This is a genomic window from Brevibacterium sp. 'Marine' (genome assembly GCF_012844365.1).
Classification (GTDB): domain Bacteria; phylum Actinomycetota; class Actinomycetes; order Actinomycetales; family Brevibacteriaceae; genus Brevibacterium.
In genome coordinates, this window is the sequence record NZ_CP051626.1 from 1,796,812 (window position 1) to 1,815,831 (window position 19,020).

Below are 19,020 nucleotides of genomic sequence, written 5' to 3' on the forward strand. Positions count from 1 at the left end.
TCAGCGGCTGCTGCCGGTGTCGTCGCCGATTTCCGGGTCGTCGGAGTCCCGAGTCGGTTCGGTCCTCACCTGCGAGCCCGGTTCGGAATCGAACTCCGAATCATCTTCGGACGATGTGGCCGTCGGTTGAGCTCGTGGAATGAACACATCGGCGGACTCGGTCTCCGTGATCGCGGCTTCGACATCAGGGGCATCGGCACCCGCTGCTGCAGTCGCTGATGCCGAACTGCGAGTTGCTGCGTCGTCTGCTTCGTCGACGGGCCCGGAAGCGGAGTCCGTGGCAGGTCCGTGAGCAGAGGTGGGTCCATCGGATGCGCTGCCGAACAGGACTTCATCGAATGACGTGAGGAGCGCTGCGGCGTCCTCGACGGCCGTCTCATCCCCGGAGTCGACTGCTTCGAGCAGCCAGTCGACCACCGCGAATTCGGCCAACAGCTCGGCACGGGAGATGACGTGCTCATCGGCGCGGGGCCGGGAGCTGCGGTATTCCTCGTAGAAGGTCGGCAGGGCGGCAGGATCGATCAGTGCCGATGCCGCGGCCAGATCGATGGCCGGGTCGGCGACGCGCAGACGGCCGATCTCAGCAAGAGCGAGCACCCGTTCCTGATCGGTGTAGACACTCGTCTCATCGAGACAGCCGTGGATGGGTGTGGCGAGGAAATGCCACAGTGCGACCTTTTCGAACTCCTCCTCCCAATGCTGGAGCAGAGACGACGGCACTCGACCGGTGCTCGCCGCCTGATCGAGTCGTTCGAGGATGAGGAACTGCGACCGCGAGGGATCCTCCACAGGGAATCCCGCATCGGAGACGGGCTCGGGCGCGGCCGAATGCAGAGTCGCCAGAGCCTGCGCAAACGAACTGGCCCGTGCCGTATCGGCGATGGGAACATCACCGAGGGGTGCGCCCGGGAGCGGATCGGCCAATGTCACCGTCGTCGGCGTGGCAGTGTCGAAGTAATCGGAGTCCACCTCGGTGATGGCCCGCAGGCGCGGCCAGGTGAAGTCTGCGTGCGGATACAAGGTCTCATAGATTCGTCCGGCCTCTGCGGCCGAACCGATGTCCGCGGAGCGATCGAGTCGTGTCTGGGCCGCTGCGACGAGCTGCTGATCGTCGTCGCCGAGGAGGACTCTGACTCCGGCGTCGAGCGGCGGCAGGGGTGTCCATGTCGTCGGGACGAAGCCGTCGAGCATCGTCGCCGCGATCGCAGTCAACTTGAGCGCCTTGGTATCCACCTTCCCCAATCTACCGCCTGGGTTCGGCTGAGACACGGGACTCGCCGTCGAGCGTGTCTGTCGAGGCGACATTCGCCGACCTGTCGGGTACCTGCGCTCGCGGGCGCTGAGTCAGGACGCTGGGATATCGTGGAGGATATGAAGCCATTGCCTCCGGTGCAGCCGATCAGCCTCGCCCGTCACGGAATCGATCGCGACCATCTGACTCGGGGCCAGGACGGCGATCTCAGTGATATCTGGGCCTCGGGAGCCCGAGCCGTCTTCGAACACCGCGGGACCCTGCTCGTCGCCGGCGGGGGACTCTTCCTGACGGATCGGGAACTGGTGCCGGAGGGACAGACGGAGGTCTACCTCGGCCGTGATCCACGCGGCACTCGGTATATCGGAGTGTCCTTGGACGATGACGGTCGCAGCCATATCGACGCCCGACTGGAGGCCTCGCGCGCCCGGGACGCCACCGATCAGCTGACCGCACCGGGAGAGGGCATCGACAGTTCCGAACCCATCTGGCTGCCCCTGCGCCACCTGGCCGAAACCCTCGACGATGTGCAGGTGTCCCTGGCCTGCGAGATCGTGGGTCTCGGAAACTGGCATCGCGCACACCGGTTCTCTCCACGCACCGGCACTCCGACGAGCCCAGTCATGGGCGGATGGGTCCGCCGGGACCTGGAGACCGGAAGCGAACACTTCCCCCGCACCGATCCAGCCGTCATCGTCGTCATCGTCAACACCGATGAGGACGGCGTCGAACGCGTCCTGTTGGGCAACAACGCCGCCTGGGAATCCGACCGGTACTCGCTCTTGGCCGGATTCGTCGAACCCGGTGAGACCCTCGAACACGCCGTGGTCAGGGAGATCTGGGAAGAGGCCCATCTCGAGGTCACCGATCCCCGGTATCTGGGTTCCCAGCCGTGGCCGTTTCCGTGTTCGCTCATGCTCGGGTTCTCGGCAGCGGCTCCCCGCCGGGACTTCGCCGCAGACCAGGCGGAGATCGCCTCCCTGCGCTGGTTCACTCGAGCGGAGCTGCACAGTGCCATCGCGGACGGTCAAGTGCGCGCTCCGTCGACGATCTCCATCGCCGGGCAGCTCCTGTACAGCTGGTTGGACAACGAATGAACGCCTCGGCCACGGCCCTGCTCGAGGCCCTGGATTCCGAACAGCGCGCAGTCGCGACCCACTTCGACTCACCGGTGATCGTCCTCGCCGGTGCCGGCACAGGCAAGACCCGCGCGATGACTCACCGGATCGCCTATGGAATCGCGTCCGAGGTGTTTCCGGCCAACCACGTCCTGGCTCTGACCTTCACCGCGAAGGCGGCGGGGGAGATGCGCTCACGACTGCGCGGCCTCGGCGTCCCCGCGGTTCAGGCCCGCACGTTCCACTCCGCGGCACTGCGCCAGCTGCGCTTCTTCTGGGACCGGTTCGCCGAAGGAGACTTTCCGCGGATCATCGAGAACAAGGCGGGCATCATCGGCTCGGTCATGCAGAGTCTCGGCATGGAGACCAGTCGGGAACTGACCAGAGACGTCGCCTCGGAGATCGAATACGCAGCTTCTTCCCTGTTGGGCGTCGACGACTATGCGACGAAGGCGGCGGCCCGCGAACTCCCTGGTCAGCTGGGCGTCGAGGACATGGTGCGGATCTTCGAGGCCTACGGAGAGGCGAAGACCCGAGGACGGCTGCTCGACTTCGACGACGTGCTCCTCGTACTCTCGGGTGTCCTGGCAGAGCACCCGGCGATCGCAGCCGAGATCCGCGACCAGTACAGGCACTTCGTCGTCGATGAGTTCCAGGACGTCTCGCCGCTTCAATTCGATGTGCTCTCCCGATGGTTGGGGCCCCGCGACAATCTCTGTGTCGTCGGCGACCCCGCCCAGACCATCTATACTTTCGCGGGAGCCGACGCGAGCCTGCTCGGAACACTGAGCACGGCGATGCCCGACGCCAGAACTATTCGTCTGGTGCGCAACTACCGCTCGTCCCAGGCCATCGTGTCCACGGCGAACAATCTGCTGCGGCACACCTCCCGGACCGCACTGACGCTGCGGACCGACAACCCGATGGGCCGGCAGCCGCGCATGGTGGAGTATCCCACCGACGAAGCCGAGGCCGCCGGTGTCGTGCGATCGATCTCTGCAGAGATCGAAGCCGGACGTCGTCCTCGCAACATTGCGGTCCTCTTCCGTACGAACGGTCAGAGTCCCGCCTATGAGCAGGCGCTGGCCGCGGCCGGAATTCCCTATGTGCTGCGTGGCGGAGAACGCTTCTTCGCACGCAAAGAGGTCAAAGAAGCCGTGCTCATGCTCAAAGCCGCACGTGCGACCTCAAGTGGGCAGCGTCTGCCCGAGGCCGTGATGGAGGTTCTCGGTTCGCTCGGGTTCACTCGGGAGCCGCCCGCGGCCGGAGCCGGCAGACAGCGCTGGGAGTCGCTCAAAGCCCTCGTCGACCTCGCCGAGGAACACCAGCGCGGGCAGGAGCTCCCCGTGCCCATGGAGGTCTTCCTCAGTGACCTGTCGGACCGTGCCGAGCACCAATTCGCTCCGGACATCGAAGGGGTCACTCTGGCGTCCTTCCACGCTGCGAAGGGCCTCGAGTGGGACAGCGTGCACCTGGTCGGCCTCAGCGAGGGTCTGCTGCCGATCAGCTACGCCCAGACACCGAAAGCCATCGCCGAAGAACGGCGCCTGTTCTATGTGGCACTGACTCGCGCCGGCACAGACCTGCGGATGAGTTGGTCACTGGCCAGATTCGATTCCAAACAGAAACCGCGGAGGTCCTCCCGGTTCCTCGGCGAACTCGGTCAGACCGGACCGTCGCTGGGAGACGGCCGCGCGGCGTCGAGCTCGGCGGCGCTCAACCGCTGTCGCGGATGCAACAGGGCGTTGGTCTCGCAGATCGATCGTGCCGTCGGACGGTGCTCCGACTGTCCCGCTGACATCGACCTCGAGCTGCTGGACCGTCTGCGCCGGTGGAGGGTGCGCATCGGGATGGAGCAGGGACTGCCGCCGTACCTCGTGCTCACGGACACCTCGCTGTCTGTTATCGCGGAGGTCCGTCCCCGAAATCTCGACGAACTTGCTCGAGTCCCCGGCATCGGCGCCACCAAGCTCGAACTCTACGGAACCACCCTACTGAGCCTGCTCGGCGACTGACCCGAAGTCGGGGACCGGTGTGCGGCACTGGCAGCGATCGTGGAAGCTCAGTCCGGTGTCTGTGACCTCTCCCATGTCCAAGGTGACCACCCGACGGATCGGTGCCGATTCGGGTCGCAGCAGAGCGTGACGAAGCATCTGGACGACATGAGCCGCGCCGAGGATCCGGGCTGCGGGATCGCTCAGGCTCTCCCGATCGGGCAGGGCGCGCAGACGCGGATGCTGAGCGAGCCAACCGGCATCGCGGTCCTTCCTGTGCAGGCAGGAGCAGACCGAGCACGGCGTCGACCCGGGACGGATGAGTCCCGTGATCTCCACAGACTGCTCGCCGAGGACGACCTGGCAGTGATCGACCTCGCGATCACTGAGCCACATAGCGGAATTGAGATCGGGAACCAGATGCGAACTCGTGACCACCAGCGGAGCTGTCATGAGGTCGAGTTCTTCGACACGGTGGGCCGTGGCGACGGCGAATCCGAGTGCGGCCAGCTGACCGTCGACATGGGAACGCAGTGGACCGGTGACCAGCACCGGCCGGGATCCGAGGACCTGTGAGACGCGATCCGGCGACAGATCGAATGTACGCGCAGCGGCGAACACCGGTGATCCCTTCGGCACCGAACCCGTGTCCGCATCGTCGGGGACGAGCACCTTCGCCTCACCGAGCAGCGTGATGAGAGAGCTTGCCCGACTGAGGTCGACCCCGAGCTCTTGAGCGCGCGCATAGAACTGAGCCGAGCCGATGCCGAGGCGGAGATCTTCGATGAGACCGGCGTCGCCAGGCAGCAGACCATCGATGAGCACAGGATCCTCGGCACCGAACTGGATGCATGAGGACGACCGCCATGTGATGGGAACACTCGGAAAGATCCTGAACATCTCGGCCCTTTCGCCTCGGCATCGTGGAGACTTCCACGGTAGTGAACGCGAGACGGAATAGCCACGGCAGGGCACGAGTTGTGGATAACCTTGTGGAAAAACGGCTGAGGACAGGCCGGGAAACGTGTCCCGACATGCCCTCAGCCGCATAGTGCCCCAGGCGCTCGCGAGGACTCGTGCGGCTTCCCCTTCCGCACGCATCCTCGGGTTTTCCGGGGTCAAGCATAGAATTTATTCCGCAAACGCCGCCGCGTCAATGCATCGTCATGCACAGATACGTCAACAGCTTGTGGATAAGCTGTGGGAATCGCCGCGCGGTCTGTGGAGGAAAGGCGCCTTGAATGCCGGCATAGCTGTTGATAACCAGGCGCCGGGGTCGGATCAGCTCCTGTTCTGCGGGGCAGGCGATCGCCGAGGCGCCTGTGGACGGGGGATTCGACCCCGAGATTTCGACAGACTCAGGAAACTCACAAACTCGAGGGTCGGAAGCTCGTCCGTGTTGAGAGCCATTCCAGCGACGCTGTCACCGTGTCAGTGACGTTTCCTATGATGGTCCAGTGAGCAGAGCACAGCGGTGGAGCGAAGAAGAGGTGTTGCGAGCGATCGCGCGCGGCGAGATCGAAGTGCGCCGATCGCCGAGGCGGAAGAAGACCGTCGCCGTCTCAAAGGAGATCGAGACCTACGTTCTGCGCACTCCCGTGCGCTACAGCGTCGAGCACAACATCCGGTCGCTGACGGACCTGTTCAATCGCCTCTCCGCTCGCGACCATTCGTCGGATGCCGACCTCGTCGATCTGGCTGATGAGATGAATCGACGCTATTTCGGCGGCCGACTGCGGCCGGCGTCGATCCGCTGGGTGAGAAATCAGAATGTCAGCAGATGGGCGTCGACGACGACCTCGACGGGTGACATCCGCGTCTCGCATCGACTGCAGGCGGTGCCGCGCTGGGTGTTGGAGACCGTGGTGGTCCATGAGCTCGTCCACCTGCAGATCGGCCCGCATTCGAAGGAATTCCACGAGCTGGCAGATCGGCATCCGCGGCAGTCGGAGGCGAAACTCTACCTCGAGGGCTTCAGCGACGGGGAGCGATTCAGCCGCGGGAGATGAGCGCTGCCGCGGCGGAGCGGAAGAGGCCGGGCAGTCGTTTCGGCAGATCGGGCATGAGGTTCTCGGGCAGGCGGCCCAACGGGAACCATGCAACGTCGAAGGACTCGTCCGAGACATGTGGCGAATCGTCTGTCGACGCCTGGGCCGCATAGACGACGTCGAAATGTCGGGTACAGGCCCCGAATGCGGCCGACAGGTCGTGCACATGCAGATCGATCGGTGCGGCCGTGACTCGATCGAGCGGGTACAGACCGCTCTCCTCTTCCGCTTCCCTGCGCGCAGCACCACGGAGTGAGGCATCGTCGGACTCGAGATGGCCGCCGAACTGCCCCCACAGCCCGGCCTTCCGGTGGTGGTTGAGCAGGACTGCCTCGGCAGTCGGGTCGACGACCAGGCAGCTGGCTGTGACGTGGTGCTCACCGCCGGAACGGCGCAGGGACGCGGAGCCCTGCAGGTCGAAGAGCTCCGTGAAGGCCGCGGAGAACGAATTCCGAGGCCCACTATCGACTTCCTGCCGGGCGGTGTCGAGGTCGATCATTCAGCGACCGTCGGGATCGTCGGAACCATCATCGTCGGTCGACTCGGAAGCATCGGAATCCGAATCCTCCGACCCCTCGGCCGCCTGTGCGTCATTGCCGCCGGTTCCCTCGAGTCCCTCGGCAAGGATGCGGGACAGGGCCTCATCGATGCTCGATTCGTTGGTCCATTCGGCATGGCGACGTTCGGAATATCCCAGTGGGTCGTCCAGATCCTGCGTGGTCGGCAGCAGATCCGGATGAGAGAACACGCGATCGCGGGCTTCGGCGCCGCCCTGCGTCTCGAGGTACGCGAAGAGCGCGGCAGCATCGCGGAGGCGACGGGGGTTGAACTCGAGGCCCACAAGGGTTGAGAAAGTCTTCTCGGCCGGCCCCGCGGTCGCCCGGCGACGGCGCAGAGCCTCGCGGATCTGGTCGCGACCGGGCAGATGCTTGCAGGCCTCATAGACGACGACATCGACCCACCCGGCAATGACGGCGAGGAGATTCTCCAATGACGTCAGGGCCTTCTTCTGGTCATCGGTCGTCGGCGGGTTGAACAGTCCCTGGCGGATGTTGTCGCTGAGGTCGGAGATGTTCGACGGGTCGATGTTCGACGCCATGTCCTCGATCTGCGAAGTGTCGACCTTCAGACCCTGGGCATAACGGGTCAGGGCAGTCTCGACCTGGGCACTCAGCCACGGGGCGCGCTCGAACAGCGCGAGGTGGGCGAGCTCCTGAGCCGCAAGGTAGATGCGGACCTCGGAAGCATCGACGTCGATCTCGGACGCGAACGACTCGACGTTCTTCTCGATGACCACAGCGGTGTCGTGGGGGAGCAGCGGCAGTCCCACCTCGGTGCCGGTCAGCACGCTTTCGGACAGCGCTCCGACGGCCTGACCGATCTGCATGGCGAACATCGAATCGCTCATCGATCCGAACATCGACGAAGCACCCGCAAGGATGCCCTTCATCTCGGCCGGAACCTGGGACTCGAGCGTATCGGTCAGGGCCGAGGACATGTTCTCCTTGATGGGCAGCACGAACTTCTGCCAGCCGGGCATCGTCTCCTTGACCCAATCGGTGCGGCGCAGGGGACGGGCTGAACGATTGGCGACGGAGAAGTCGGTCGCCTCGGCGAGCCAGAGTTCAGCCAGACGGAACGCATCGGTCGTCGCCCGCTCGGCTTCTTCGGATATCGAGGGATCGGGGGTCGGCACGGCCTTCTCGGCGATCGAGACGGCCTGGGCCTGCGGATCGGCGCCCTGGCCGAAGAGCCCCTGCATCTGGCTCATGATCGTGGACATCATCGCCGGATCGATCGAGAAGCCCTGCGGCATGCCCGAGCTGTTCTTGTCGTCTCCCTGACCGGATCCGGGACCATTGGCGCCGAAGAGCATTCCGAAGATCTGCTCGAACGGATTCTGCTCGTTGTTGTTGTCATCGGTCATTGTTCTACAGCCCCTAAGAATCGGTTTGACATCAACGTTAACGGTTCCGAATGTGCGAAGCTTCCCAATTCCGGGAGGTTTCGCAGGATGTTCGCACCGGGCGAAAGGAGTCTGTGAAACTCATGCTGAGGTTTCAACTAGACTGGTGGGGCGGTGCAGCGAAAGGACTACATGACAGAGAACGCCCCTCGGGCCGTGCCGGCGTCACCGGCACCGACACGCGGCACCAGACGACGACGGAACCCACGTCTGGCCACGACTTCGGGCGTCCTGACCTACGTCTTCATCGCGCTGGCCGTGCTCCTTCCGGTTCCGTATATGCTTCAGCTGCCGGGGCCGGTCTTCAACACCCTCGGCGACTACCAGGGCGATCCGATGATCAGCGTCTCGGGAGCCAAGACCTATCCGACGGCAGGTCGCATCGACATGCTCACGGTCGCCGTCAGCGGCGGTCCCGGTCGTGACGTCTTTGCCTCTCAGGCGCTCGGCGCACTCATCAGCGACGACCAGACCGTGGTGCCCACGGAGGCGTATTACCCGCTGGACACCACGCGTGAGGACGTGACCGAATCGAATGCGGTCGAGATGTCCTCGAGCCAAGACGTCGCTGTCGCAGCCGCGATGGAGCAGATGGGCAAGGCGTATACCGTGCATCTGTCGGTCGATGAGGTCGTCGCCGATGCTCCGGCGCAGGGCAAGCTGCGCAAGGGAGACCGACTCATGTCGGTCAACGGAAAGAAGCTGGACTCCGACCCCGAAGCTGCGCAGATCATGAGCAGGACCGTACAGGAATCTGATTCCGTCGAGCTCGGCATCGAACGCGACGGGAAGACGAAGACGATCAGTCTGACTCCCGGAACGGTCGACGACCGCAAGGCGATCGGCATCACGATGAAGCAGGACTTCGAGTTCCCCGTCGACGTGAGATTCAATGTCGACGGAGTCGGAGGGCCCTCCGCCGGAACGATGTTCGCTCTGGCCATCATCGATGAGCTCACCCCAGGTGCGATGACCGGCGGCAAGCATGTGGCCGGCACCGGGGAGATCACCCCCGACGGCGCGGTCGGGCCGATCGGCGGTGCTCGGCAGAAGGTGTCCGCGGCCACCGCGAAGGGGGCGACGCTGTTCCTCTCACCGGCCGACAACTGTGCGGAGGTCATGGCCGCCGCAGACCAATCCAAGATCACGGTGGCGCGCATCGACACGCTCGATGACGCGCAGACCACCGTGGAGCAGTACGCCGCCGGCAACGCTTCGGATCTGCCGAAGTGTCCCGCCGACGGTGCCGACAACAATGAGAAAGGGCAGTAGTGAGCACCTCGTCCTCACCCACCTCCGCACGCATGCCGGCGAATCGGCCAAGACGTTCGCCGCTGCTGCTCACCCTCGTGTCTGTGGCGATCCTGCTGATCGCCTTCATCGCCTTCACCCAGGTCTACACCGAGGTGCTGTGGTTCCGCCAGATCGACGCTGCGGAGGTCTTCCGCACCATGTGGCTCACCCGCGGGCTGACGTTCCTCGGCGGTTTCATCCTCATGGCAGTTCCGGTCTGGCTCAGCCTGCACTTGGCCTACCGGCATCGTCCCGTCTATGCGCCGACGACTCCGCGACAGGAGAATCTCGACCGTTATCGCGAGGCCATCGAACCGCTGCGTCGGGTTGCGACGCTCGCGATTCCCGCGGTCATCGGCGTCCTCGCTGGCATCACCGCCTCGGCGAACTGGAACACGGTCCTCGAATGGATCAACTCGACGTCATTCGGTTCGAAGGATGCTCAGTTCGGCCTTGACAAGTCGTTCTTCGTCTTCGTCCTGCCCGGGCTGCGACTCATCGGCAATCAGCTGGGCATGGCTCTGCTCATGGCCCTCATCGCGGCCCTCGTCGCCCACTACCTCTTCGGCGGAATCCGTCCCGGGGAGCAGAAGGGCGTCATCCTGACGAAGGCCGCTCAGTGGCAGCTGGGCATCACCGTGGCCGTCCTCATCATCGTTCAGGCCGGTCGGCTGTGGCTCTCCCGCTACGACAGGATGACTGCTGCCGGCGGAATCGTCCCCGGCGTCACCTACGTCGACGACCATGCCGCCCTGCCGGCGATGGCGATCGTCGCCATCGCGGCCGTCCTGGTGGCACTGCTGTTCGTCTACACCGCGTGGAAGGGAAACTGGCGGATCTCGATCATCGCCACGCTCACTCTCATCGTGCTCGGCGGCGTCTCGATCATCGCGTACCCGGCGCTGCTCCAGCAGTTCCAGGTCAACCCCTCACAGCAGAGCAAAGAGTCGGAGTACATCCAGCACAACATCGATGCCACTCGTGAAGCATTCGACTTCGATGACATCGATGTGACACCTTACGAACCGAGCACCAGCGGCAAGAAGGGGGACCTGCGCAAGGACGCCGAGACCGCGGCCTCGATCCGTCTGCTGGACCCGAATCTCGTCTCCGACACCTTCCGCCAGCTGCAGCAGGTGCGCCCGTACTATTCGTTCCCGCAGAAGCTCGATGTCGACCGCTACGACATCGACGGAGAGATGCGAGATACCGTCATCTCCGTGCGTGAGCTGGCTCCGAGCTCGGTGAACAACCAGAGCTGGTTCAACCGGGCCATCGTCTACACCCACGGTTTCGGAGTGGTCGCGGCCAACGGCAACCAGCGCAACCCGGACGGCGAACCGCTGTTCATGGAATCGGACATCCCGCCGAAGGGCGACTTCCCCGAATACGAGCCGCGTGTGTACTTCGGCGAGTCGTCGCCGGACTACTCGATCGTCGGTGCGCCGAAGGGTGCGACTCCACGCGAGCTCGACTATCCCTCCGATGAGAAGAGCGGCTCCGGTCAGGTGAACAGCACCTTCGCCGGAGACGGCGGACCGTCGGTGGGCAACGTGTTCAACCGTCTCGCCTACGCTCTGAAGTTCCAGGACGAGCAGATCCTTCTCTCGGACGCTCTCAACGACGAATCTCAGATCCTCTACGACCGTCATCCGCGTGAACGCGTGGAGAAGCTCGCTCCCTTCCTCAAGGTCGACGGCGATCCGTACCCGGCCGTCGTGGACGGGAAGATCAAGTGGATCCTCGATGGCTACACCACTGCCGAGGACTACCCGTATTCGACACCGCAGCCGCTTCAGCAGGCCACCGAGGATTCGACCACGGCATCGGCTCCGAATTCGGTGGCGACTCTGCCGGACGATGAGGTCAACTACATCAGGAACTCGGTGAAGATCACCGTCGACGCCTATGACGGCTCCGTCGACATGTACCAGTGGGACAAGGACGATCCGGTTCTCAAGACCTGGATGAAGGTGTTCCCCGGACTCATCAAGTCCTCCTCGGAGATGTCCGGTGATCTGATGAGCCACGTCCGGTATCCGGAGGACATGTTCAAGGTCCAGCGCGATCTGCTCACGAAGTACCACGTCACCTCCGCCAGTGAGTTCTACTCCGGTCAGGACTTCTGGACTCTGCCGACGGATCCGACGACGAAGGCCAGCAGCGGACTCACGCAGCCGCCGTTCTACATGACCCTGCAGATGCCCGGCCAGCAGTCTCCGTCGTTCTCGCTGACGAGCTCGTACATTCCTGCTCGTTCGTCCGAGGGACAGTCGCGGAACAACCTCACCGGCTTCCTCTCGGCAGATGCCGATGCCGGAAACAAGAAGGGTGAGACCGCCGAAGGCTACGGCAAGCTGCGACTGCTGCAGCTTCCGCGCAACACGACAGTCCCCGGACCGGGCCAGGCGCAGAACAACTTCAACACCGCACCCGATGTGCAGCGCAGCCTCAACCTGCTGCGTCAGGGTGAGTCCGAAGTCGAGAACGGCAACCTGCTGACTCTGCCGATCGGCGGCGGCCTGCTCTATGTCCAGCCGGTCTACGTCCGGTCTGCGGGCGAGACCTCATATCCGCTGCTGCAGCACGTGCTCGTGGCCTTCGGCGAGGACATCGGATTCGCTCCGACCCTCGACGAGGCGCTCGACCAGGTGTTCGGGGGAGACTCCGGTGCCTCGGCCGGCGATGCCGGCACCGAGGACAGCGGGGACGGCGAATCCGGATCCACCTCCGGCGGCGAGGACGCGGATTCGAACTCCGGTTCTCCGGACAAGGCCCTCAATGACGCTCTGCAGGAAGCGAAGAAGGCCATGGAGGATTCCGATGCCGCACTGAAGGACGGCGACTTCGCGGAGTACGGAAAGGCTCAGGATCGGCTGAAGAACGCGCTTGAGGATGCCGTGGCCGCTGATCCGTCACTGGCCGAGGACGCGGCGGGCGAGGGGTCCTCCGCTCCCGCCTCGGAGCCAGCTGACGAAGGCGGCGACTCGGGCAACTGAGTCTGAGGCGAACCGGTACGGCGCTGAGAGGCCGTGCCGACCGAGTTCGGGCTTTCTGCGACGAACGCCCCTGGGACATCCCAGGGGCGTTCGTCGTTCTCACACAAGCAGAATCGGCTGGGGCCTACTGCCGAATCGCCGAGCGCTCGAGTTGTCGTCGCTGTACCGCGTTATGAGGTGAGCGGTCGGTGCTGAGTCGAGCGGTCGGCGGGGAATCGGGGCACGCGTGCGGTGAATGAGAAGAACCCCCAGTCAGAGAACTGACTGGGGGTTCTGCCGCTATCGTGGCGGGGGAGGGATTTGAACCCCCGACCTCCGGGTTATGAGCCCGGCGAGCTACCGAACTGCTCCACCCCGCGGCGTGTTCTTAACTCTACACGAGGGGTCACCTGGCGGCCAAACCGAAGACAGGTGACCTCCGCCACATGGTCACTTGCCGTTCACCTGCAAGGCCTGAGGCTGCATTGCAGTACTTCCGGAGGGCGAGTCCGAGGGGCTTGCACATGATTGAAAGTTGAACTATAGTCATTCTTGTACTTCAAATTTCAACCAAAAGGAGAAATCATGACTGCTCTGCCTCAGGGACTCGCCGCCGGAACCTGGAACATCGACCCCATCCACTCGGAGTTCACCTTCACTGCTCGCCACGCAGGCGTGTCGAAGGTCCGCGGCCACTTCGAAGAGATCGCCGGCAGCGTGAATGTCGGGGAGACACTCGAAGACAGCATCGTCTCCGCAGAGGCCTCTGCGGACTCGATCAACACCCGCAACGAACAGCGCGACGGTCACCTCAAAAGCGGCGACTTCTTCCTGGCCGAAGAACACCCGAAGCTGAGCTTCACGTCGACCGCGATCAAGGCCGACGCCGCTGATGAGTTCGAGACCGTCGGTGAGCTGACGATGCGCGGCGTGACCAAGGAAGTCACCTTCGCCACCGAGTTCGCCGGCGTTGCGACCGACCCGAACGGCAACCAGGTCGCCGGTCTCTCGGCCACCGCCACCGTCAACCGCAAGGACTTCGGCATGTCCTTCGAGGCTGTCCTCGGAGGCGGCGAGCTCCTCGTCTCCGACAAGATCAAGATCGAACTCGAGCTCGAGCTCGTGAAGGCCTGATCTGACCTGAGCTGGGCTGCTGATCGGCGCGTGCGCCGACACGGAGCAAGACTCAGCGGGCAGCGCCGCCGCCCGATACAGAAGGGGCGAACCGCGTCGGCGGTTCGCCCCTCCTGGCGTCTTTCGGCGCGGCGACTCCTGTGCCTTCCTCGTATCAGGAACTCATTCTGCCTCGACCACGAAAGCGGGTGATGCTCATCGTCTCTGCCGCAGAGCCTCCGGGTGCTCCCGCAGATGCCCGCCGAGGGCGATGAACAGCTGGGCGCCCTTGTCGACGTCTGCGACGGACTTGCAGAAGGAATACCGGATCGATGACCGATACGCCTCATAAGCCGGGCTGCCTGGCCTGCACAGAGCAGGCACGGGAATCCCGACCAAGGAGTATTCCCTGGCCAGCAGATCGTTGAGCTCGAACGCATCGAGGTCCGTCAGCGCAGAGAAGTCCACCACCGTGAAATACCCGGCCCGCGGAATGGACACGTCGGCACCCGGCACGGTGCGACAGGCGGGCACGAGAACTTCGGCGCGTGCCCGCAGCGAAGCACGGTTCTCGGCGACGAACAGCGAATCACCGGTGAGCATGTCGGCCATCCCGATCTGCATCGGGCCGCCGGCCGTGAACGACAGGAACTGCTTGACCGTCTGGATGGCCTGACGAACCTCGGGGGGAGCGATGACCCAGCCGATCTTCCATCCCGTGGTGTTCCAGGATTTGCCCGCCGAGGAGACCGTGACGACCCGTGCAGAATCCTCGATGGCAACGGCGGGAGGAACATGCCCCTGATCGGTGAGGACGAGCTGTTCGTAGACCTCGTCGGAGACCACCCAGGCGTCGACCGCCGCGGCTGCTCGACCGATCCGGGCGAGATCTGCAGCGGAGAAGATGAACCCCGTGGGATTGTGCGGAGTGTTGACGAGGATGATCTCAGGCGCGACCTCGGCGATGACGGAATCGAAGACATCCCAATCAGGGGCGAACCCGCCATGGCCATCCGGCAGGATCGGCACCGTGTGCAGAGTTCCGCCGGCGGCAGCGATCGCTGCCGGATAGGAGTCGTAGAACGGTTCGAAGGCGACGAGGGAGCCGCCCCGCGGCAGCAGCGCGAGGATCGCAGCTGTCAGGCCTTCCGTGGCACCCGCAGTGTAGAGCACCTCGCCCGGATCCACCCGCTGACCGAAATCACGACCGCGCTGAGCGGCCACCGCCTCGAGCAGCTGTGGGAAGCCCTGACCGGGGGCGTACTGATTGAATCCGGCTCGCATCGCCTCGGCCGTGGCGGCGATGAGCGCATCCGGAGGGTCCGTGCCCGGAGCGCCCTGCCCGAGATTGACGGCGCCGACCTCAGCGGCGAACTTCGTCATCTGGCCGTAGATGGTCTCACCGATCGACCCGTCAGGATTCGTCAGACCTGCAGAATCGGCCATCGAATGCCACAGCGGGGCCCTCATGATGTCCGGCATCACGACACCTCAGCCGGGGCGACACGCCCGAGCCGATCGAGTGCGGCTTCATGGAGGCGAGAATTGCTGGCCAGCGCATTGCCGCCGAACGGCCCTGGCACACCAGCCGTGTTCGTGAAGGTGCCTCCGGCCTCGAGGACGATGGGCACGAGCGCGCCCATATCGTAGAGCGCGAGTTCGGGTTCGCAGGCGAGGTCGACAGCACCCTCGGCCAGCAGCATATAGGAGTAGAAGTCGCCGTATCCGCGAGTGCGCCACAGCGAATCGCAGAGGCCGAGGAACTCATCGAGGATGCCGAGCTCCTTCCAGCCCGACAGCGACGAATACGACAGGGACGCATCGGCGAGAGAGTCGACCGAAGACACGCTGATGCGCTCGGCCGGGGACCCGAGCTCGGTCGCATAGGCGCCGTGGCCCGCTTCCGCCCACCACCGGCGTCCGAGGGCGGGAGCGGAGACCACTCCCAGCAGCGGCTGGTCACCGTCGTAGAGCGAGATGAGCGTCGCCCAGACAGGAACCCCGCGCACGAAGTTCTTCGTTCCGTCGATGGGATCGATGATCCACCGTCGCGATGACTGCCCGTGCGCGCCGAATTCCTCACCGAGTACGCTGTCGGCGGGTCGAACTTCGGTGAGGCGATCCATGATCGTCTTCTCCACCGCACGGTCGCACTCGGTGACCGGAGTCAGGTCGGGTTTGGTTTCGACAGCGAAGTCCTGTGCCCGGAAGTGCGGGTGGCTGATGGCATCGGCGAGGTCGGCGAGGTCGATCGCCAGGTCGAGGTCGTTCATGCCTCCAGCCTATCCAGTCGACGGCAGGAGCCGGCGCAGGGACTCCAGCCGTGAGACTCCTCCCGGGCCGGCTTTGCCGTCGGCCACCCAGTCATCGAGGCGACAACCGGGTGAATCGGCGAGGTGAGTGCAGCCGCGGGGGCATTCGGCCGTGGCGTCGACGAGTTCCGGGAACGCGGAGAGCAGGGTCTCCCGGTCGACATGGGCCAGTCCGAAGCTGCGCACTCCGGGGGTGTCGATGAGCCATCCGCCGCGTTCCAACGGCAGGCACACGGCCGACGACGAGGTGTGCCTGCCTCGTCCGGTGACATCATTGACATGGCCCGTCGCCCGGTCGGCGGCGGGCACGAGGATGTTGGTCAGGGTGGATTTGCCCACCCCGGAATGGCCGACGAGGACGCTGATGCGTCCGCGGAGGTGTTCGGCCACCTCGGCGTGGGGATCGGCCGCGGCCCCAACCGAATCTTCGGCGCTCGACCGAGCGACGGCGTCATCGCTCGGCGCGGCATCGGGGTCGATGGAGGATTCGACGATGTCGACTCCGGCAGCAGACAACCGTTGCCTCAGTTCCGTGGCCGGGTGCAGATCGGTCTTCGTGACGATGAGCAGGGGAGTGATCCCCGCGTCGAAGGCCGCGACGAGGGCCCGGTCGATGAGACCGAACGAGGGTTCGGGGTCCACCGTGGCGGTGACGATGCCCATGACATCGACATTGGCCACGAGGACGCGCTCGGTCGGGTCGGTGTCATCGGCGCTGCGGCGCAGCAGGGTCTGCCGCTCGGTGACCTCCACCAGCCTGGCCAGCGTTCCCTCGGCCCCCGAGGTGTCGCCGACGAGGCGGACGATGTCGCCGGGAACGATCGCCTGCTTGCGCAGGTGGGAGGCGCGCACGGCCGTCACCGAGGCGACCCGCCGAGATCGCTTCCCCTTCTTCCGGGACGGGGGAGCCGAGGGGAAGTTCCCGTCGTCGTCAGCGAGGATGACGCGGTACCTGCCCCGATCGACGGCAGTGACCAGACCGGAGACTGCATCCTTGTGATCCGGACGGTTCTTCGTCCGGGGGCGTGAGCCGCGTCGGTTCGGTCGGGGACGATAGTCCTCATCGCGGAAGATCTTCGCCATCTCAGGCTCCGGCGGTGAGCATGGCTTCCCACAGCTGGGTGAAGGCCGGGAGGGTCTTTGCCACAGTGCCCGCGTTCTCGATGACCATTCCGTCGTTGCGCAGGGCGAGGACGGCGCCGGCCATGACCATGCGGTGGTCGTGGTAGGTGTGCCACAGTGCTGGGCGCAGCTGCGTGGCGCCGGTGATCGTCAGCGAATCGGCGTGCTCGACGACGTCGACGCCGATGGAACCGTACTCCCGAGTCAGAGCGGCCAGGCGATCGGTCTCGTGTCCGCGCAGATGTCCGATCCCGCGCAGCTGCGACGTGCCTTCGGCCAGTGCCGCGAGGGCCGAGACCACCGGGGTGAGCTCGCCGACCGCCGACAGGTCGAGGTCGACGGCGGTGAGAGTCTCCGGGCCCTGCACATGCAGTCCGTCTCGGTCGAGGCGCACCGTCGCACCGAAGGCTTCGGCGATCTCGCGGAAGCCGTCTCCGGCCTGCGTCGTGTGCGCGGGCCATGCGGCGATGGTCACGGAACCGCCGGTGGCAACGGCTGCGGCGGCGAAGGCGGCGGCATTGGAGAGGTCGGGTTCGACCTGGACGTCGAGGCCGCGCGGCAGTCCGGGTTCGACGATCCAGCGTTCGGGTTCGGGTTCGCTGATGTCGACGCCGGCATCGCGGAGGACCTCGATCGTCATGTCCACATGCGTCCGACTGGGCACTGTGTCAGCAGTGTTGGTCAGTTCGAGGCCGAGGGGCATGACAGGCGCGGCGAGCAGCAGACCGGAGACGAACTGGCTCGAAGCGCTGGCATCGATGCCGAGGTGGCCGCCGCGCAGCTGCGAGTCGGCATGGATCGTCATCGGCAGGGTGCCGGCGGCGGAGGTGATCGAAGCACCGAGCTCCCGCAGCGAGTCGATCGTCACGGACATCGGCCGCACCCGGGCCTGCTCGTCACCGTCGAGGACGATCTCACGTCCCGTCAGCGCCGCGAGCGGAGGGATGAAGCGCATGACGGTTCCGGCGAGACCGCAGTCGATGGTGATCGGAGAATCCGGCCCACCATCGCGCGCGTGCGCATCCGAACCGGCGAAGGGAATCGGCTCGACGTGGAGCTCATCGCCGTCTTCGTCGATCACGGCACCGAGGCGGCGCAGGGCTTCGACCATCAGCAGCGTATCCCGGCTGCGCAGCCACCCTGTCAGGTCGGAGCCGGAACGGGCCAGGGCCGCGAGGATGAGATAGCGGTTCGTCAGAGACTTGGAACCGGGAACGGAGACAGCGGCAGAGACGGCGGAACCGGCGACCGGCGGCTGCCAGTCGCCGGTCACCGGGGGAGTGTGCGTGGAGATGTCAGTCAACTCCGAGTGCGTTCAGGGCCTGCTTCGAGGTGTCTTCGACGCTCGACCACAGGTCTTCGGCCGCGTGCTGGGTGCGCCACCACAGGCCGGGTCGTCCGGCGGTGTCGACTGCGGCGAGCAGAGCGCCGCCGAGCATCGAGGTGCGCAGCAGAGTGCGTTCGTTGCGCACCTTCTTCTCCTCTTTCGACGTCGTCTTGTCGGCAGACAGACGTTCACCGACGGTGTCGAGCAGATAGGTGCCGACGAGGATCGAAGCGCTGAGGCGGGGGAATCGCCCGATGGCCAGCAGCGAACCTGCTGCGACCTGCGCAACACCGGTGGCGCGGGCGAGAGTCACTGCGTCGACGGGGACGTCGGCCTGCTTGCGGGCCTGGTTGAGAAGCGGGCCGACCGATGCGGCAGCCGCTTCCGGCTTGCGCAGTCGTTCGACGCCGTTGAGGATGTAGCCGGCGGCCAGCATGGGCCGTGCGATCAGGCGAATGGGAGACACAGTGGTCCTTCCTACGTGGCGGTCATCTCAC

At 65.1% G+C, this 19,020-nt stretch carries 15 protein-coding genes and 1 tRNA gene; 6 read left to right on the top strand and 10 right to left on the bottom strand.

Annotated elements, in window-relative coordinates; all coding sequences use genetic code 11:
- Positions 1 to 1,233 (bottom strand): aminoglycoside phosphotransferase, encoded by a 1,233-nt coding sequence (locus HF684_RS08055; protein WP_248279172.1) that lies wholly within the window; start codon positions 1,231 to 1,233, stop codon positions 1 to 3.
- Positions 1,234 to 1,371: 138 nt separating this feature from the next.
- Here HF684_RS08055 and nudC point away from each other — a divergent pair, with 138 nt between their 5' ends.
- A complete protein-coding gene (gene nudC / locus HF684_RS08060; RefSeq protein ID WP_169252081.1) occupies positions 1,372 to 2,349 on the top strand; it encodes an NAD(+) diphosphatase in 978 nt (325 codons plus the stop codon).
- Positions 2,346 to 4,385 carry an ATP-dependent DNA helicase UvrD2 gene (locus tag HF684_RS08065; RefSeq protein ID WP_169252082.1) on the top strand — a complete coding sequence of 680 codons (2,040 nt, stop codon included), beginning with the start codon at positions 2,346 to 2,348 and terminating at the stop codon, positions 4,383 to 4,385. Before nudC ends, HF684_RS08065 begins: the two co-directional genes overlap by 4 nt.
- On the opposite strand, the gene HF684_RS08070 is transcribed toward HF684_RS08065, so the two are convergent.
- Positions 4,362 to 5,264 (bottom strand): hypothetical protein, encoded by a 903-nt coding sequence (locus HF684_RS08070; protein WP_169252083.1) that lies wholly within the window; start codon positions 5,262 to 5,264, stop codon positions 4,362 to 4,364. The genes HF684_RS08065 and HF684_RS08070 overlap by 24 nt on opposite strands.
- 557 nt (positions 5,265 to 5,821) lie before the next feature.
- Here HF684_RS08070 and HF684_RS08075 point away from each other — a divergent pair.
- Entirely contained in the window at positions 5,822 to 6,373 is a 552-nt protein-coding gene (locus HF684_RS08075; protein ID WP_248279173.1) for a M48 family metallopeptidase, read from the top strand.
- Here HF684_RS08075 and HF684_RS08080 read toward each other — a convergent pair.
- Complete coding sequence (locus tag HF684_RS08080; protein WP_169252084.1) at positions 6,357 to 6,911, bottom strand: NUDIX domain-containing protein; 555 nt, start codon at positions 6,909 to 6,911, stop codon at positions 6,357 to 6,359. The genes HF684_RS08075 and HF684_RS08080 overlap by 17 nt on opposite strands.
- Positions 6,912 to 8,339: a zinc-dependent metalloprotease gene (locus HF684_RS08085; RefSeq protein WP_169252085.1), complete on the bottom strand. Its 1,428-nt coding sequence runs from the start codon at positions 8,337 to 8,339 to the stop codon at positions 6,912 to 6,914.
- Between the two features lie 171 nt (positions 8,340 to 8,510).
- Here HF684_RS08085 and HF684_RS08090 point away from each other — a divergent pair, with 171 nt between their 5' ends.
- Together HF684_RS08090 and HF684_RS08095 are read left to right on the top strand one after the other, a co-directional pair.
- Positions 8,511 to 9,650 (top strand): S16 family serine protease, encoded by a 1,140-nt coding sequence (locus tag HF684_RS08090; protein WP_169252086.1) that lies wholly within the window; start codon positions 8,511 to 8,513, stop codon positions 9,648 to 9,650.
- The gene (locus HF684_RS08095; RefSeq protein ID WP_248279174.1) at positions 9,650 to 12,670 is read left to right on the top strand and encodes a UPF0182 family protein; all 3,021 of its coding nucleotides are present in this window, start codon (positions 9,650 to 9,652) and stop codon (positions 12,668 to 12,670) included. The genes HF684_RS08090 and HF684_RS08095 overlap by 1 nt, the downstream gene beginning before the upstream one ends.
- Before the next feature lie 285 nt (positions 12,671 to 12,955).
- Here the strand turns inward: HF684_RS08095 and HF684_RS08100 are convergent.
- Positions 12,956 to 13,029: transfer RNA gene (locus tag HF684_RS08100), tRNA-Met, on the bottom strand.
- A gap of 205 nt (positions 13,030 to 13,234) precedes the next feature.
- Between HF684_RS08100 and HF684_RS08105 the strand changes: the two genes are divergently transcribed.
- Positions 13,235 to 13,783, top strand: coding sequence for a YceI family protein (locus HF684_RS08105; RefSeq protein WP_169252087.1), 549 nt, complete (start codon positions 13,235 to 13,237; stop codon positions 13,781 to 13,783).
- Between the two features lie 195 nt (positions 13,784 to 13,978).
- Here the strand turns inward: HF684_RS08105 and HF684_RS08110 are convergent, their stop codons facing one another.
- Genes HF684_RS08110 through HF684_RS08130 form a run of 5 tightly spaced genes read right to left on the bottom strand, consistent with a single transcriptional unit; the run spans position 13,979 to position 18,989 of the window.
- The gene (locus tag HF684_RS08110; RefSeq protein WP_169252088.1) at positions 13,979 to 15,244 is read right to left on the bottom strand and encodes an aminotransferase class I/II-fold pyridoxal phosphate-dependent enzyme; all 1,266 of its coding nucleotides are present in this window, start codon (positions 15,242 to 15,244) and stop codon (positions 13,979 to 13,981) included.
- Entirely contained in the window at positions 15,244 to 16,035 is a 792-nt protein-coding gene (gene hisN / locus HF684_RS08115; RefSeq protein WP_169252089.1) for a histidinol-phosphatase, read from the bottom strand. The genes HF684_RS08110 and hisN overlap by 1 nt, the downstream gene beginning before the upstream one ends.
- Positions 16,036 to 16,044: 9 nt before the next feature.
- Positions 16,045 to 17,157, bottom strand: a complete 1,113-nt coding sequence (locus HF684_RS08120; RefSeq protein WP_211168094.1) for a ribosome small subunit-dependent GTPase A — start codon at positions 17,155 to 17,157, stop codon at positions 16,045 to 16,047.
- 1 nt (position 17,158) lies between these two features.
- Positions 17,159 to 18,499 (bottom strand): 3-phosphoshikimate 1-carboxyvinyltransferase, encoded by a 1,341-nt coding sequence (aroA, locus tag HF684_RS08125; RefSeq protein WP_348981443.1) that lies wholly within the window; start codon positions 18,497 to 18,499, stop codon positions 17,159 to 17,161.
- Positions 18,492 to 18,989, bottom strand: a complete 498-nt coding sequence (locus tag HF684_RS08130; RefSeq protein ID WP_169252090.1) for a DoxX family protein — start codon at positions 18,987 to 18,989, stop codon at positions 18,492 to 18,494. Before HF684_RS08130 ends, aroA begins: the two co-directional genes overlap by 8 nt.
- Between the last annotated feature and the right edge of the window lie 31 nt (positions 18,990 to 19,020).

Excerpts from the sequence above, each read along its gene's own strand:
- HF684_RS08070 (WP_169252083.1), bottom strand. The coding sequence starts at position 5,264 with ATGTTCAGGATCTTTCCGAGTGTTCCCATCACATGGCGGTCGTCCTCA.
- HF684_RS08120 (WP_211168094.1), bottom strand. The coding sequence starts at position 17,157 with ATGGCGAAGATCTTCCGCGATGAGGACTATCGTCCCCGACCGAACCGA.
- nudC (WP_169252081.1), top strand. The coding sequence starts at position 1,372 with ATGAAGCCATTGCCTCCGGTGCAGCCGATCAGCCTCGCCCGTCACGGA.
- HF684_RS08110 (WP_169252088.1), bottom strand. The coding sequence starts at position 15,244 with ATGCCGGACATCATGAGGGCCCCGCTGTGGCATTCGATGGCCGATTCT.
- HF684_RS08080 (WP_169252084.1), bottom strand. The coding sequence starts at position 6,911 with ATGATCGACCTCGACACCGCCCGGCAGGAAGTCGATAGTGGGCCTCGG.
- HF684_RS08105 (WP_169252087.1), top strand. The coding sequence starts at position 13,235 with ATGACTGCTCTGCCTCAGGGACTCGCCGCCGGAACCTGGAACATCGAC.
- HF684_RS08065 (WP_169252082.1), top strand. The coding sequence starts at position 2,346 with ATGAACGCCTCGGCCACGGCCCTGCTCGAGGCCCTGGATTCCGAACAG.
- HF684_RS08090 (WP_169252086.1), top strand. The coding sequence starts at position 8,511 with ATGACAGAGAACGCCCCTCGGGCCGTGCCGGCGTCACCGGCACCGACA.
- hisN (WP_169252089.1), bottom strand. The coding sequence starts at position 16,035 with ATGAACGACCTCGACCTGGCGATCGACCTCGCCGACCTCGCCGATGCC.
- HF684_RS08085 (WP_169252085.1), bottom strand. The coding sequence starts at position 8,339 with ATGACCGATGACAACAACAACGAGCAGAATCCGTTCGAGCAGATCTTC.